Raw genomic sequence first — 15,391 nt, 5'->3', positions numbered from 1 at the left:
CTAACAGGCGGGATCAAAAGCAATTTTGCGTTATTGCCGTTCGGTGGCGCCATGGCGATAAAAGGCCTTCAATCCGCTGCACAGGTTGTCGAACGCGATGCGATAGGGTGCTGCCTGCCGCAAATCCATGTGCATGACCATCCACATTTCTATCGTCGGGGCGAAATAATCGGGCAGGATGCGAACCAGCCCCTCCGCCAGCGGCGCGTGACAAACCCCTATGCCGCAACCGGCGCGTATGGCTGCCATTTGAGCCATATCGCTGTCAGTCCGGAGCGCAAAGCGCTCGCGCAGAAGCGGTTGTCCTTCCAATGCCAGAAGGCGCGTATAGGGCAGGGCCGTATCAAAACCGATCAGGCGGTGTTGGCTGATGTCGCCCGGCTCGACAGGCGCGGGGCAGCGCGCCAGATAGCGTGGATGTGCAAAAAGGCCGAGTTCGATCGAGGCGATTTTCCGGGCCACCAGGCCGTCCTGGGAAGGTCGCGCCATACGGATTGCGATATCCGCATCCCGCCGCAGCAAATCCTCGAAACGGTTGGAAACCGCAAGCTCCACGGTGATTTGTGGATATGTGGCCTGAAGGCGGGCAATTTCCGCCGGCAACACTTCGGCCGCAATGACCTCGCTTGCGGCGATGCGCACGGTACCCTCGTGACTGGCCTTCTGGCCTGAGGCCGAGCGATAGAGCGCGTCGGCCGCGGCGGCAAGCGCCTCTGCCTTGGGGCGCAGCATTTCTGCGGCGGGCAGGGGACGCAGCCCCTCCGGCGAGCGGGTGAAAAGCGAAACGCCGAGACTTGCTTCAAGCGCCGCAATATGCCGCCCAAGTGTCGGCTGGCTTATGCCCAGAACGCGCGCCGCGCCCGTCAGCGAGCCCTCGCGAAGAACGGCAACAAAAGAGCGATAAAGCGACCAGTCTGGCGATGCGCGATTCATTCAAAAATGAATGGCAGATCGACATTATTATGCAATAGGAAATATTTGCCGCAGATTGTAGATCGGTGCGTAGAACATTGGAGCATGAAATGAGCAATCGCATCATCAATCTGGACGAGATCGAACTGCATTCACTTCCTGCCGGTATCGCCGCCACAGGTGAGGCGGCCAGACATTACGCACCGAAGATCGCGATGGTGGGCTTGCAACTCGGCGCGCGCAAGCTTGCTTATAATGTCATCGCCCTGGAGCCGGGAAAAAAGGCCTTTCCGTTTCACAGTCATCGCACCAATGAGGAACTTTTCCTCGTACTGGAAGGGTCTGGCGAAATCCGCATCGGCCAGGACTGTTTTTCGATCCGCAAGGGCGATGTGATTGCCTGTCCGGCAGGTGGAGCCGAAACCGCGCATCAGATCATCAATAGCGGGGAAACAGAACTGCGCTATCTGGCGCTCAGCACGAAATTTCCGACCGATATCATCGAATATCCGGATTCGGGCAAGTATCGCGTTCAGGCGGAAGCCGAGGGCGACGCATCTGCCTTCGATGCCATCAATCGCTTTGAAAATTGCGTGGGCTATTGGGACGGTGAATAGCGCAAGACGGAGCCGCCAGCTTCAACGCGGCTCCGATGCATCCCCAATTTGCCCATGTGTCGCATCTGCATAATGCTGTTATACATATGGATCGCATAAGATAGATTATGGAACAATCCAGTCTTGCTCCAGCAACGAGTCTGGCTGGCCCGTGATGGCTGGCTTGTGATGGATTGAGCTTCTTCAAGGCTCGATGTGAGCCGTGAATGGGATACCCATAATATTACCGACGCTGCGCGATATAGAGATGTCCCGGTACCGGTGATCCCTGTTCGCTGCGCACGACAATATCCTCGCATCGCACGCAATCCATTGCGTGATTGTCCAGCATTGCACGCACATAGGATTGCGCGTGTGCGAAACGCTGGTAATCACCGACCATGAATGCCCGGCCTGCCAGCCTTGCATCGTCAAGCGTCTCGCTGGAAAAACCGAAATATCCGCCTGCCGTCAGATGCCTTGCAACGCCTGCAAAGAACTTGTCGAGCTCACCCATATAAGGCAGGACGTCGGTGGCGACGATCAGATCCCAGTTCGGTTCACTTGTGGTTTCGAGAAAGCGGACGGCTTCACCAACGAACAGCGCCTGATAATCGCCTTTCTCGTAGGCCACTTCGATCATGTTTTCAGAAATATCAACGCCGGTCTTGTGTCCCGCCATGTCGTCGAGCGCATCGGCGGACAAGCCTGTGCCGCACCCCAGGTCCAGCATGCGTTCGGCGAAAAACTCATCATTGATTTCCAGCAGAATTTCGCGCAACTGCAACGGAACATCATAGCCGAGCTGGTCGACGAGGATCGTGTCGAACATTTCGGCGTGCTGGTCGAAAAGCGTCGTTACATAGGCATCCGGCGCCTTGAGCGGAACCGCGCCGCGTCCCATGCTGGCAAGCCGTACCGCGGCACCGCCATGGTCTTCGGGGTCAATCCGCAGCACATCTTCATAGGCCCGGGCTGCGGCATCGAAATCGCCTGCCTTTTCCAGCGCAAGCGCCCGGTTATAGGCTTCTGCAAGCGCTTCCTGGTCAAAAGCCGGTTTGTCCTTGTCAGCCATGAAGAGGCCCTTCTTCTTTTGTTCGCTGCAATAGTTTATCCTCATAAACATCGGAAAAATATGCATTTTTCGAGTTTCAGGACATTCATGGGAAGAGGAGGGCGAACCTCCCTCCCCGGTTCCTACGCCGAAGCGGAGAAACACGCAAGCGCATCGCCGGGATCGCGCGGCGTGATCATTCGGCAGCCGCCGTCGCTCGTGCTTCGCGCTCTCCATGTGCAAGTTTTCGTGCGATGACGGCGCAGGCCATCAATTGGATCTGATGAAAGAGCATCAGCGGTAGGACGATGCTGCCGACATTTGCGCCGGCAAAAATCGCGCTTGCCATGGGCGCGCCGCTGGCAAGACTCTTCTTCGATCCGCAAAACATGATCGTGATGCGGTCCGGCCGGTTGAAACCGAGCCATTTGCTGCCATACCAGGTGGCGAGCAGCACCGTGACCAGCAGGATGATATTGACGCTGACCATCATGCCGAGGTCATGCCACGAAACGCTGCGCCAAAGGCCCTCCACGACCGCCTCGCTGAAAGCCAGATAAACCACCATCAGGATCGAGCCGCGATCAACCAGGCCGAGCGCCTTGCCGTGGCGGCGCATGAAATTGCCGATCAACGGCTGGAGAAGCTGTCCGAGCACAAACGGCGCCAGCAATTGCAGCAGGATGGATTCAAGCGCATCGACCGATATGCCGCCGCCGCCCTTGACCGCGAACAGCAGCCCCACCAGCAACGGCGTGAGAAACATGCCGAAGATGTTCGAGGCGGAGGCGGAAACGACCGCCGCCGAAACATTGCCGCCCGCAATCGAGGTAAAGGCGATGGACGACTGTACGGTCGACGGCAGAACGCACAGATAGAGGATGCCCGTGTAGAAGGTCGACTGCGACAATCCCGGAATGGTCCAACCGGCCACCAAGCCAAGGATCGGAAACAGGATGAATGTCGACGAAAGCACCGCCAGATGCAGTCGCCAGTGGGTGATGCCCGCAATCACGGCCTCGCGGGAGAGCCGGGCGCCATGCAGGAAGAACAGAAGCCCGACCGCGAATTTCGTCGCCAGTGCAAACCAGTCTGCAAAATCACCGCGCACGGGAAGCATCGATGCGAGCAGAATGGTCGCGATCAGCATGCTGGTGAACTTGTCAGGCAGGAAACGCATTCTATCGTCCAATCTTGCAGGCATCGCGGAACGCGACGCCAGCTTCATTCATAAGCTTATTTGGGCCCGGTCCAATTCACTCGTAGCCGTTGGGGTTCTTGGATTGCCAGTGCCACATGTCCTGGCACATTTCGCGGAGGTTCTTCTCGGCCGACCAGCTGAGGAAATCCCGCGCAAAAGTGGGGTCGGCATAGCATTCCGCCACATCGCCCGGACGGCGCGGCGCGATCTCGTATTTGATCTCGCGGTTGGACACATGTTCGAAGGCCTTGACGACGTCGAGAACGCTATAGCCCTGCCCCGTTCCCAGATTGACCGAGAAGCATTGCGGTTCGTCAAGCTTCTTGAGCGCCTTCAAATGCCCCGCCGCCAGATCCACCACATGGATATAGTCGCGAATGCCGGTGCCGTCATGGGTCGGATAATCATTGCCCCAGATGTTCAGTTTTTCCCGGCGGCCGGTCGCGACTTGCGCGATGATCGGCATCAGATTGTTCGGAATGCCCTTGGGGTCTTCGCCGATCAGGCCGCTTTCATGCGCGCCGACCGGATTGAAATAACGCAGTATGGCGATCTTCCAGCTCTTGTCGGCATTGTAGAGGTCGCGAAGCATATCCTCGATGACGAGCTTGGTGCGACCATAGGGGTTGGTCGCCGAGAGCGGCTGGTCCTCGGTGATCGGCAGTTTCTGCGGGTCGCCATAGACCGTGGCAGAGGAACTGAAAACCAGCGTCTTGACGCCGGTTGCTTTCATGGCTTGCAGCAGGCGGAGCGTGCCGACCACATTGCAATCATAATAGAGCATCGGCTTTTCGCTCGATTCGCCGACGGCTTTCAGCCCTGCGAAGTGAATGACGGCGGTGCATTTGTGATGCCGGATAACCTGTTCCAGAAAAGCCCGGTCCCGGATATCGCCCGCTTCGCGTCGCGGCGTACGCCCCGTAATCTGCTCGACGCGATGCAGGGCCTCCGGGTGGCTGTTACAAAAATTGTCCACCACAACGACGTCGTGGCCTGCCTCAATAAGCTGAACGCAGGTGTGCGAGCCGATATAACCAGCGCCGCCAGTCACAAGAATTGTCATCGTTTATGTATCCGCTTGTTGAACATGCCGCCCCGATGTGCGATCCCCGGCTGACTATGCAAAATCAGTGACAGACTTCAAGCCATCCGGCACGATTCTCTCGAATGGTTGTAGTAGATCAGCCAAGTTTGACGGAGCGATGATGAAACCATCCCGCAATATCGATCGCCTGCTGGAAATCATGGCGGCGCTCCGCGATCCCCAAACCGGCTGTCCGTGGGACGTGGAACAGAATTTCCAGTCCATCATGCCCTATACGCTCGAGGAAACCTATGAAGTCCTCGACGCCATAGAACGCAACGATATGGACGATCTGCGCGAGGAGCTGGGCGATCTCCTGTTGCAGGTGGTGTTCCATTCGCGCATGGCCGAGGAACAGGGCAGCTTTGCCTTCGGTGATGTTGTCGAAGCCATTACCCGCAAGATGATACGGCGCCATCCGCATGTTTTTGGCGATTCGCAAGCCAGAAGCGCCGGCATGGCCAAGGGCTCGTGGAACCGCATCAAGGCCGAGGAAAAGGCCGAACGGGCCGAGCGACGCGCAAAACTGGGGCTGGAAACAACCGAAAGGACCAGCTTTCTGGATGATATTCCGCAAGCCTTCCCTGCCCTGCTCCGTGCGCTGAAACTTCAGCAGAAGGCCGCAAAGGTGGGCTTTGACTGGTCGGAAGCGGCACCGATTCTGGACAAGATCGCCGAGGAAACCGCGGAACTGAAGGAGGCGATGGCGGCGAAGGAGCGTGCGGATATCGAAGAGGAATATGGCGACCTGCTGTTTGCCATGGTCAATCTCGGCCGCCATCTCGAAATCGATGCGGAAACCGCGCTCGTCGCCGCCAATGAGAAGTTCAGGCGGCGGTTCCATTTCATCGAAAAGACGCTTCGGGAAACCGGAAGCGATCTGGAGGCTGCGACCCTCGACGAGATGGAAACGATCTGGAGCGAAGCCAAGAAAAAAGGGCTCTGACTATTTGTTCATACGCATTATCAGGCCCTATTTGCCGTCTTCCCATTTTGGCCGGAACATCCGGTAGACGCTGTCCGTCGTGGCGAAATCCATATAGCCGAGCCTGCTGACGGGCCTGGCTTTCGCAATATCGATGAGACCGTCGGTCAGAACCTCATCATCGATATGCACGCCGACGACTTCGCCGATCACCATGTAATTATCGGTCGGCCTGCCCTCCTTGTCCTGCAAGCGCTTGATTTCCACCGCAACGCATTCAAGCGCGGCATAGGCCTGCTTCACGCGCGGAGCGGCGATAAGCCTGCTTGGTGCCCTCGTCAGCCCCGCATATTCGAATTCGCTGACACCGCGCGGCGCGTCGACAGACGATGCGTTCATCTGTGTCCGCAAATGGTCACTCACCAGATTGGCGGTAAACTCGCCGGTTTCCTCGATGAAGGAAACGCTATCCTTTGCGCCGTTCGATGAGAACATGACCATTGGCGGCGTATCGCAGACCGCGTTGAAGAAGGAATAGGGCGCAAGATTGACGGCGCCCTCCTTCGACTGCGTCCCGATCCAGCCAATGGGGCGCGGGGCGACGATTGCCTTGAACGGATTATGGGGCAGCGGGTGCCCTTCTCGCGGTTCGTAAAACATATGTTTATCCGTTGATTAGCAAGTCTTTTTGAAGTCGGCTCTAAGCTTGCGTCCATGGGCCGGAATAGTCGGTGACGATCTTGTCCATATCGGCTCGCGGGCGCTCGGGCATCTTGTTTTGCGCCGTTCCGATGTGGACAAATCCCGCAACCCGCTCATGGGGAGCGAGCCCCAGAAAGGCCCGCGCAGGTGCGTCGTCGGAATACCAGTTGGTGATCCAGTTGGTGGCATAGCCGAGCGCGTTGGCAGCCGTGCAAAGGTTCATCGCCACGGCTCCGGCGGACAGGAATTGCTCCCACTCCGGAATGCGTTCATGCGCAACGGGCGACGACACGACGCCGACGACGAGCGGCGCGCGGGAAAAGCGCGTCAGTTCCTTCTCCTTGCGCCCTTCCGGCATCGGGCCTTCAATTTCTTCGGCGCGCCTTGCCAGATATTCCCCAACCTTGAGGCGGGCATCGCCGCGATACAGGATGAAGCGCCATGGGGTCAGGCGTCCGTGATCGGGCACGCGTGCGGCAACTTTCAGCAGTTCCGCCAGTTCCTCACCTTCAGGAGCAGGCTCGGAAATAGCCGAAATCGGGGTGGAACTGCGCTGGGCCAGAAAATCGAAAACCGGATGGGCCACGGATAACCTCGTCATTAAAATGCTGCCTGTACTGCTCCACTTATTCGGGGCTGTTTCTTCTCGCCCGTTGCATCCAAAGTGTAAAGTCAAAATTCAGGGATGGGATAATTGAAGGAAGTTGCAAAAATGCGGGTGCCGAAAGCGATTTGGCCTTGAATTCGCCACCCGCATGGGCTCAAAAATACGGCATGTCGGATTGCTTGTACCTGTCTTGTCCAAAGAGAAAAATTGCCTTGAGCGGCGCATCGTTTTTTACAGCGATTGCCTTTGCCCTCAGTGCATTGCCATCATGGGCGCAGGGCCTCGCCCCCCAGACAGACATTCCGCATTTGCAGACGACCACGACCGGCCTGCCCGATCTGCCGCAGCCGTCACTCAATCTGCCGACCCTGAACACTTACGCCTCCCCGTCCAGCCCCGAGAACAATCCGCTCGTCCAGACGCGGGAACTCGATCTCAAGGCGCGGCTGAGTGAGGGCGGCGGCGATATCCCGAAAGGCCTCGTATGGCGCGTCTTCTCGCCCGATGTCGGGCCGGACGGTCAATTGCCGCTCATCGCGAGCGCCCAGGGCGGCAGTGCGGTCTTCAATCTGCCTGAAGGCAGCTATCTGGTGCATGTCGCCTATGGGCGCGCGGGCGCCACAAAGCGGATCACAGTGGGCAATGCGACCCGCCATGAAGTGATGATGCTCGATGCCGGGGGGATGAAACTCAGCGCGATTCTGCCGGATGGCGGCAAGATCAACAATGATCTGCTGCGGTTTTCGATCTATGCCGACGAAGACAATAATGAGCGCTCGCTGATTGTGCCCGACGTGAAGCCGAATACGATCATTCGCCTCAACAGCGGCACCTATCACGTTGTTTCCAATTATGGTTCCGCCAATGCGATCATTCGGGCCGATATTCGCGTGGAGGCCGGAAAGCTGACCGAGGCGACCGTCCAGCACCGTGCTGCGGAAGTGACGCTGAAGCTTGTGCGCGAGCGCGGCGGCGAGGCGCTTGCCGATACGTCCTGGTCCATCCTGAATGCGTCCGGCGACGTGGTCCGCGAAAGTGCCGGCGCTTATTCGTCGATGGTTCTTATCGAGGGCGATTATGTCGCCGTCGCCAAGAACAAGGACCGCATCTACCAGCGGGATTTCAAGGTTTCATCCGGCAGGAACGAGGAAGTCGAAGTCGTCGCCAATGGCGAATCCGAATCCGTCGTAGATAGCGTGGATTGAACTTAATCTATCTGGAAAAGCAAAAGGCCGCGCATTGCGCGGCCTGATTGTTTTATAGCGCGCATCCCGAAAACCGCTTCGCACTTTTCGGGATGCGCTCAAATATCAAGCACCATTCTTGATACGGAGCAGATCGGGCGGGGTCGCCTCTTCCACCAGCCGCGCAATGGCGTCATCGAGCGTCATGGATTCCTGATCGCGTGAACCGAGACGGCGCATATTGACCGTGTTTTCTTCCGCCTCGCGCTTGCCGCAGACGAGAATCACCGGAACCTTCTGCAGCGAATGTTCGCGGACCTTGTAGTTGATCTTCTCGTTGCGCAGGTCGGTCGCCACTTGCAGCCCGGCGGCTTTCAGCCTGGCGGCGGCCTCGGCGGCATATTCGTCGGCGTCCGAGGTGATCGTCGCGACGACGACCTGCACCGGCGCAAACCACAGCGGCATGTGACCGGCGAAGTTTTCGATCAGGATACCAAGGAAGCGTTCCATCGAGCCGCAGATCGCGCGGTGGATCATCACCGGCTGGCGCTTTTCGGAATCCTTGTCGATATAGAAGGCACCAAAACGTTCCGGCAGGTTGAAGTCCACCTGCGTGGTGCCGCACTGCCATTCACGGCCGATGGCATCCTTCAGCGTATATTCGAACTTCGGCCCGTAAAACGCGCCCTCGCCCGGCAGAATGCCGGTCTTGATGTTGTTCGACTGCTGCTGGATCTTTTCCAGCACCGACATCATCACGCTTTCGGCACGATCCCAGAGCTCGTCCGAACCGACGCGCTTTTCAGGACGGGTGGAGAGCTTGATGGTGATCTCCTCGAAACCGAAATCCTTGTAGACCGACAGGATCAGGTCATTGATGCGCAGGCATTCGGCCGCCATCTGTTCTTCGGTGCAGAAGATGTGCGCATCGTCCTGCGTAAAGCCGCGCACGCGCATCAGCCCATGCAGCGCGCCCGAAGGCTCGTAGCGGTGCACATTGCCGAATTCCGCAAGCTTGATCGGCAGGTCACGATAGGACTTGAGGCCGTGCTTGAAGATCATCACATGGCCGGGGCAGTTCATCGGCTTCAACGCGAACACGCGATCATCGTCGGTTTCCTCGCCGGCGACGGTCACCTTGAACATGTTGTCGCGATACCAGCCCCAGTGGCCCGAGGTTTCCCAGAGCGACTTGTCGAGCACCTGCGGCGCGTTCACTTCCTGATAGCCGTGGCTATCGAGGCGGCGGCGCATATAGCTCACCAGATTCTGGAACATCTTCCAGCCCTTGGCGTGCCAGAATACGACGCCCGGCCCTTCTTCCTGGAAATGGAACAGGTCCATTTCGCGGCCAAGGCGGCGGTGATCGCGCTTTTCGGCTTCTTCCAGCATATGGAGATAGGCCTGAAGATCATTGTCGTTCGCAAAGGCGGTGCCGTAGATGCGGGTCAGCATGGGATTGTTGGCATCGCCGCGCCAGTAGGCGCCGGCAACCTTCATCAGCTTGAAGGAATTGCCGATCTGGCCGGTCGAAGCCATATGCGGGCCGCGGCACAGGTCGAACCAGTCGCCCTGATAATAGATCTTGAGGTCCTGCCCGGCGGGAATGGCATCCACGAGTTCGACCTTGTAGTTCTCGCCCTTGTCAGCAAAAACCTGCTTGGCCTTTTCACGCGACCAGACTTCCTTGGTGAAAGGCTTGTTGCGCTGGATGATCTCGCGCATCTTCTTCTCGATCACCGGAAGATCGTCGGGCGTGAATGGTTCATTGCGCGCGAAGTCGTAATAGAAGCCGTTTTCGATGACGGGACCGATCGTGACCTGCGTGCCCGGAAAAAGCTCCTGCACGGCTTCGGCCAGAACGTGCGCCGTATCGTGACGGATGAGTTCGAGCGCGCGCGGGTCTTCGCGGGTCAGAATCTCAATCTTGCCGGAAGCGCCGAGAGGATCGGAAAGATCGCGCACGGTGCCGTCAACGGCATAGGCAACAGCTTTTTTGGCAAGAGATTTGGAAATCGATTCCGCAAGGCCCGCGCCGGTCATCGACGCATCGTATTCACGCACGGAGCCATCGGGAAATTGCATGGAAACGGTATTCGACATTGTGATCATCCTTATCCAGTCCCGCCAACGATTGCGGGTGGGTTCATGCGTATGAAACTGAGTTGTGGCTTCTAATCCCTTTTGTCCAGCCAGTAAAGCGCGATAGACTGACAGCGCCAGGCCGCGCCCTTTGACGGACAAGGCAAAAAATCAGTTGCGGATCGGAAGGCAGGCGATCTTCTGCTGCTTCAGTTGCGCACATGCCTTTTCGGCGGAAGCCGAATCCCTGAAACCGGCAAACCGGACGCGATAAACCTTGCGGCGTTTTTCGGCAGGCGAAATTTCAGCCTTCAGGCCGGGCGCAACCTTGTCGACCGCGGGGCGGTATCTGGCCTGCAATTCCCGCGCACCGGCAAGCGTCGGCGGCGCGCCAAGCTGGATCGTCCAGGCCGATGCTGTCGCGGCCGAAGCAATCAGGAAGCCGCCATCGCCCTGCTCGATGCGGGAATCATCGATCAGATCGGCAACGGCATCAGCCTTCGGCTGTGCGGCTGCAAGTTTTTTTGCCACCGGCTGCGGCTTGGCCATGGCAACCAGCTGCCCCCCGGCATCGGCGCCTTCGGTGCCAAAGCGTGTCAGCAGTTTCGCCATCTGGTCGTCGCGCTGCCGCGCCGATCCGGCCCCCAGAACGACGCCGACAAGATGCCGGTTGTTGATGACGGCCGATGAAACGAGGTTATAGCCGGACACATCCGTATAGCCGGTCTTGATGCCGTCAACGCCCTGATAGCGATACATCAGATTGTTGTGGCCATTGCGAACACGGTCGCGAAAAGTGAAGGAACGCTGCGAAAACAGCGCATACCGATCGGGGAAATCGCGGCGCAGCGCCATGCCCAGCACGGCCATGTCGCGCGCCGTCGTGAGCTGGGTCGCCTTTGCGGTCAGGCCCGAGGGATTGACGAAGAATGTGCTCTTCATGCCGATCTGGCGCGCGCGCTGCGTCATCAGCCGGCCAAAAGCCGCTTCCGATCCCGCGATATATTCGCCCATCACCGTTGCGGCATCGTTGGCCGACACGATGATCATGGCATTGACCGCATCGCGCACGGTGATCGTCTCGCCGGGCTTCAGCCAGAGCTTCATGCGAACCTTCGCAGCCGCATTTTTCGACACAGGCATGGCGTCGTCCCAGTGCAGCGTGCCGGTCTTGAGGCCTTCAAAGGTCAGGTAAAGCGTCATCATCTTGGCCAGAGATGCGGGCGCGCGCTGCACATTGGCATCGTCCTGGCCGAGGATTCGCCCGCTATCGGCATCGAAGACGACCCAGGACGTATTCGCCATCGCCGCGGACGTACAAAGCACGCTCGCACCGAGTGCCAGGGATGCAATGAGACGTGAAAGGCGGGACGGTGAATTCAGCATAACAGCTCACAGGAATAAGGACGCCGGGGGGACATGCAGGCAAATTGCGGCCCGAAAAAGACCACAGCACTGCCTTAAATTCCAATTCTCAATGAAACGTTGATATCCTTAATGAATTATAATCAGCTAACAAAAAACTGTCAGAATTCACGGCTGGGCGACGAGCAGCGCCAGTATCGCCAGGGCAGATACCATTTCTGATCGCCAGCAAGCGTCCGGGGCACCGGATCAAAACCATGGGTACCGAACGGTCCGCAACGCATGACGCGAAAAAGCCCCATCCACCCGCCGCTCCACAGGCCGTGGCGGGCAATGGCTTCGTAGGTATATTCGGAGCAGGTCGGCAGATGGCGGCAGGAATTGCCGATCAGCGATGACAGCGTGACCTGATAGAGCCGCACGAACGACGTGCCGATCAGCCTGCCCGGCGTCTTGCGCCAGGGATCGGTGAAATTCCGGCTATAGCGCTTTCGTCCGCCCTCGCCCGTGTGATCCTTGCCGCAGACACACATCAGGCGGCTTTGGCCTTTTCCTCGATCTGGCGGATGCAATCGACAACCGCATCGAAGGTCAGCAACGTGGAAGCATGGCGGGCTTTGTATTCGCGAACAGGGGTGAAATATTGCAAGTCGGCGAAACGTCCCTCGGGGGCCGGGCCATCTTCCTTCAGCATCCTGTACATTTCGTCGCGCACGGCTTTCAGTTCCTCCGCGGAAGCGCCGATGATATTGCGCGCCATCACGGAGGACGATGCCTGACCGAGCGCGCAGGCTTTTACCTCATGCGCGAAGTCCGTCACCACGCCATCGGTCATTTTCAGATAGACCGTAACGGTCGATCCGCACAGTTTGGAATGCACCTTGGCAACTGCGTCGGGCTCGGGAAGGCGCCCGATGCGTTCCATGTTTCCGGCGAATTCCAGGATGCGTTTGTTATAAATATCATCGATCATGGCGGCGAACCTTCCGCTCTGCCGGAGAAAAACATAAATTTGTCGCCCGGCTGCGGTTTGAAGTTGCAATTTATTGTCTATATAATAGGCAGGTAGCGTCTGCGCCATAGGTAAGATGAGCACAGATCCGGGGGCAGTCGCACGAAAACCTGTCCGGTGATCCAAAGCGCCGGATCAATACATCGCCCGCTCGCAAAGCGTATCGTTGTATTGTCCGTTTAACTCGTCTCCTCCCTGAAGGAGACTACTGGAGAATACTGATGGACGCTCGCATCCTCAAAGAAGATGACGAATCCAGCCTGCCGAACACGCAGGCAGACATAGCCCTTTTGCATGGCAAGCCGACGCAGGCCGATGCGGAAGCGGCCGTGCGCACGCTTTTGCTCTGGGCCGGAGACGACCCGGAGCGTGAAGGCCTTCTGGAAACGCCGAAGCGCGTCGCCAAGGCCTATAAGGAATTGTTCGCAGGCTATGCGGAAAGCCCGGAAGATGTCCTCGGCACGGTGTTCGAGGAAGTCGGCGGCTATAACGATCTCGTCCTCGTGAAGGATATTTCGTTCCATTCGCATTGCGAGCACCATATGGTGCCGATCATCGGCAAGGCGCATGTGGCCTATCTGCCGGACCATAAGGTGGTCGGTCTTTCCAAGATTGCGCGCGTGGTAGATATTTTTGCGCGCCGCCTGCAGACGCAGGAAAGCATCACCGCACAAATCGCCGACAGCATTCAGCGTATTTTGAAGCCGCGCGGCGTTGCCGTCATGATCGAGGCGGAACATATGTGCATGGCCATGCGCGGCATCCGCAAGCAGGGTTCGACGACCATCACCACCACATTTACCGGCGAAATGCAGGTGAATGCGGAGGAGCAGGTGCGTTTCATGACCCTGACCCGCCGATAAGCGGCAGGCGATCAGGACAATGAGCTTCTTTCCCGCCCAGCCTTCGGACAAGAAGGCGATTGAAGAAGGCGCGGCATTCATGCCGCGCTTCGATGCATCCGGTCTCATCACCGCGGTCGTGACCGACGCGCGCGACGGCGAATTGCTGATGGTCGCCCATATGAACGAGGAAGCGCTGCGGCTCACCCTCGAAACGGGGATCGCGCATTACTGGTCGCGCTCGCGGTCCACGCTCTGGAAAAAGGGCGAAACGTCAGGCAACCTGCAAAGCGTGGTCGAATTGCGCACGGATTGCGACCAGGATGCGCTCTGGCTCAAAGTGCGCGTCGCGGGCGACGGGCCAACCTGCCATACGGGCCGCCGTTCCTGCTTTTATCGGCAGGTGTTGTCAGCCGACGGAAAAATATCGCTGACGATGGAAACAGCCTGCGATCACGAGCATTAACCCCGGTCAAAAGGATGTGATGGCGCGAATAGGAGTCGCGCCATCAATTCGCGACATTTATTCTTTGGATACTATGTTTCGCTAATCTGAAGCGGTTCTCATGATACGGAACTGTCGGAATCGCTTTAGCTGATTGATCTGCGCATTTCCTGACGCAAGCCGCTTCTGCCTTTTGCGGGAAATGCTCCAAGTCGAGACGAAGAGGTGTCCATCGTGATGCTTGCATGGGTGCAGCGGCGGAAGGCTGCGAATAACGACCTTGCACCGCCGACGGATGAAATCGCTGAAACGCCTGAAATCAAGCGCGAGCCGCGCCGGATAGCCTTGGCGCTGGGCGGCGGGGCCGCGCGCGGCTGGGCGCATATCGGCGTTTTGCGGGCGCTGGACGAAGCCAATATCGATATAGAGATGATTGCCGGAACTTCGATCGGCGCGCTCGTGGGCGGCTGCTATCTGGCCGGAAAGCTCGATGAACTGGAAGAATTCGCCCGCAGCCTCACAAGGCGGCGCATGTTCAATCTTCTCGACATCACGTTTCGCGGCAGCGGGCTGTTCGGCGGCATGAAGCTCGATGGCCGTCTGCGCGAGCATCTCGACGGCCTGCGCATCGAGGAGCTGGACCGCCCCTTCGTCGCCATCTGCACGGAATTGCGCACCGGTCACGAAATCTGGCTGTCCTCCGGGCCTCTGGTGGAAGCCATGCGCGCCTCCTATGCCCTGCCCGGCGTTTTCGAGCCGGTGCGCTGGCAGGAGCGTGTTCTGGTGGATGGCGCACTGGTCAATCCGGTGCCTGTATCCGTGTGCCGCGCCTATGAGCAGCGCCTGGTTCTGGCCGTCAATCTGCACTACGACCAATATGGCCGCGCTGCGGTCATCAAACATGCGCAAACGCGCCAGGACAGCCTCTCTGAGGCCATTCACGGCGAGAAGGAAGCGCGCCTTGGCATTACGGGCGTGATGATGGAAGCCTTCAACATCATTCAGGACCGCATTTCACGGGCCCGCATGGCAGGCGATCCGCCGGATGTCACGCTGATGCCGATTGTGGGGCAGATCGGGCTTGCTGATTTCCATCGTGCATCCGAGGCAATCGATGCCGGTTATACGGAAACCTTGAAGCGCCTTGAGGATATCCGGCGCCTTCAGGGCATTGCGGGCTGATATTTTGATGGTCGAGACGAATCCGGGCGCGATGGATTCGCCGGATTCGCGCTTCATTATCCGCCGCAGCCGTCTTGGCTGCCGTCATGCTCCTACTTGATGACGTTTCTCTAAGAATTTTTTGATTTATGGAAGTCTTTGAAAAAGCCCGGAAAATCGGGGTTTTGACAGCATCCATGGCGCTCCGGCCTCCGCTTT

At 58.2% G+C, this 15,391-nt stretch carries 16 protein-coding genes; 6 read left to right on the top strand and 10 right to left on the bottom strand.

Annotation, left to right across the window (positions count from 1 at the left end; genetic code table 11):
• Nucleotides 1–30: 30 nt before the first annotated feature.
• Nucleotides 31–933: a LysR family transcriptional regulator gene (locus tag AVM02_RS07415; RefSeq protein WP_411506322.1), complete on the bottom strand. Its 903-nt coding sequence runs from the start codon at nucleotides 931–933 to the stop codon at nucleotides 31–33.
• A gap of 89 nt (nucleotides 934–1,022) precedes the next feature.
• On the opposite strand from AVM02_RS07415, the gene AVM02_RS07410 reads away from it, so the two are divergent.
• Entirely contained in the window at nucleotides 1,023–1,529 is a 507-nt protein-coding gene (locus AVM02_RS07410) for a cupin domain-containing protein (RefSeq protein WP_411506321.1), read from the top strand.
• A 223-nt stretch (nucleotides 1,530–1,752) separates the two neighbouring features.
• On the opposite strand, the gene AVM02_RS07405 is transcribed toward AVM02_RS07410, so the two are convergent.
• The 3 genes from AVM02_RS07405 to galE all read right to left on the bottom strand — a co-directional run bounded on the left by AVM02_RS07405 (nucleotide 1,753) and on the right by galE (nucleotide 4,826).
• Nucleotides 1,753–2,583 carry a methyltransferase gene (locus AVM02_RS07405; protein WP_411506320.1) on the bottom strand — a complete coding sequence of 277 codons (831 nt, stop codon included), beginning with the start codon at nucleotides 2,581–2,583 and terminating at the stop codon, nucleotides 1,753–1,755.
• 175 nt (nucleotides 2,584–2,758) lie between these two features.
• Complete coding sequence (locus AVM02_RS07400; RefSeq protein WP_411506319.1) at nucleotides 2,759–3,742, bottom strand: bile acid:sodium symporter family protein; 984 nt, start codon at nucleotides 3,740–3,742, stop codon at nucleotides 2,759–2,761.
• Between the two features lie 76 nt (nucleotides 3,743–3,818).
• A complete protein-coding gene (gene galE, locus AVM02_RS07395) occupies nucleotides 3,819–4,826 on the bottom strand; it encodes a UDP-glucose 4-epimerase GalE (protein ID WP_411506318.1) in 1,008 nt (335 codons plus the stop codon).
• Between the two features lie 142 nt (nucleotides 4,827–4,968).
• Between galE and mazG the strand changes: the two genes are divergently transcribed.
• Nucleotides 4,969–5,793 carry a nucleoside triphosphate pyrophosphohydrolase gene (mazG, locus tag AVM02_RS07390; RefSeq protein WP_411506343.1) on the top strand — a complete coding sequence of 275 codons (825 nt, stop codon included), beginning with the start codon at nucleotides 4,969–4,971 and terminating at the stop codon, nucleotides 5,791–5,793.
• 27 nt (nucleotides 5,794–5,820) lie between these two features.
• On the opposite strand, the gene AVM02_RS07385 is transcribed toward mazG, so the two are convergent.
• Both AVM02_RS07385 and AVM02_RS07380 read right to left on the bottom strand, forming a co-directional pair.
• On the bottom strand, nucleotides 5,821–6,432 hold the full coding sequence (locus AVM02_RS07385) for a flavin reductase family protein (RefSeq protein ID WP_411506317.1): 612 nt from the start codon (nucleotides 6,430–6,432) through the stop codon (nucleotides 5,821–5,823).
• A gap of 40 nt (nucleotides 6,433–6,472) precedes the next feature.
• Nucleotides 6,473–7,060 (bottom strand): nitroreductase, encoded by a 588-nt coding sequence (locus tag AVM02_RS07380; protein WP_411506342.1) that lies wholly within the window; start codon nucleotides 7,058–7,060, stop codon nucleotides 6,473–6,475.
• Nucleotides 7,061–7,248: 188 nt separating this feature from the next.
• Here AVM02_RS07380 and AVM02_RS07375 point away from each other — a divergent pair, with 188 nt between their 5' ends.
• Complete coding sequence (locus AVM02_RS07375; protein ID WP_411506316.1) at nucleotides 7,249–8,286, top strand: hypothetical protein; 1,038 nt, start codon at nucleotides 7,249–7,251, stop codon at nucleotides 8,284–8,286.
• A 105-nt stretch (nucleotides 8,287–8,391) separates the two neighbouring features.
• On the opposite strand, the gene thrS is transcribed toward AVM02_RS07375, so the two are convergent.
• The 4 genes from thrS to AVM02_RS07355 form a co-directional block, all read right to left on the bottom strand.
• Entirely contained in the window at nucleotides 8,392–10,368 is a 1,977-nt protein-coding gene (gene thrS, locus AVM02_RS07370; protein WP_411506315.1) for a threonine--tRNA ligase, read from the bottom strand.
• 150 nt (nucleotides 10,369–10,518) lie between these two features.
• Nucleotides 10,519–11,733: a serine hydrolase gene (locus AVM02_RS07365; RefSeq protein WP_411506314.1), complete on the bottom strand. Its 1,215-nt coding sequence runs from the start codon at nucleotides 11,731–11,733 to the stop codon at nucleotides 10,519–10,521.
• A 140-nt stretch (nucleotides 11,734–11,873) separates the two neighbouring features.
• Nucleotides 11,874–12,245 carry a membrane protein insertion efficiency factor YidD gene (gene yidD / locus AVM02_RS07360; RefSeq protein ID WP_411506313.1) on the bottom strand — a complete coding sequence of 124 codons (372 nt, stop codon included), beginning with the start codon at nucleotides 12,243–12,245 and terminating at the stop codon, nucleotides 11,874–11,876.
• The gene (locus AVM02_RS07355; RefSeq protein WP_411506312.1) at nucleotides 12,245–12,685 is read right to left on the bottom strand and encodes an iron-sulfur cluster assembly scaffold protein; all 441 of its coding nucleotides are present in this window, start codon (nucleotides 12,683–12,685) and stop codon (nucleotides 12,245–12,247) included. Before AVM02_RS07355 ends, yidD begins: the two co-directional genes overlap by 1 nt.
• Before the next feature lie 260 nt (nucleotides 12,686–12,945).
• Between AVM02_RS07355 and folE the strand changes: the two genes are divergently transcribed.
• From folE to AVM02_RS07340, 3 genes are all read left to right on the top strand, one after another.
• The gene (gene folE / locus AVM02_RS07350; RefSeq protein WP_211694112.1) at nucleotides 12,946–13,587 is read left to right on the top strand and encodes a GTP cyclohydrolase I FolE; all 642 of its coding nucleotides are present in this window, start codon (nucleotides 12,946–12,948) and stop codon (nucleotides 13,585–13,587) included.
• A 19-nt stretch (nucleotides 13,588–13,606) separates the two neighbouring features.
• Nucleotides 13,607–14,032, top strand: a complete 426-nt coding sequence (gene hisI / locus AVM02_RS07345; RefSeq protein WP_411506311.1) for a phosphoribosyl-AMP cyclohydrolase — start codon at nucleotides 13,607–13,609, stop codon at nucleotides 14,030–14,032.
• Nucleotides 14,033–14,245: 213 nt separating this feature from the next.
• The gene (locus tag AVM02_RS07340; protein WP_411506310.1) at nucleotides 14,246–15,193 is read left to right on the top strand and encodes a patatin family protein; all 948 of its coding nucleotides are present in this window, start codon (nucleotides 14,246–14,248) and stop codon (nucleotides 15,191–15,193) included.
• Nucleotides 15,194–15,391: the final 198 nt, after the last annotated feature.

The organism is Brucella anthropi (assembly GCF_046630315.1).
Taxonomy (GTDB): Bacteria; Pseudomonadota; Alphaproteobacteria; order Rhizobiales; family Rhizobiaceae; genus Brucella; species Brucella anthropi_A.
Note: the sequence above shows the minus strand (reverse complement) of the source record. Positions and strands in the feature narration are given on the sequence as shown.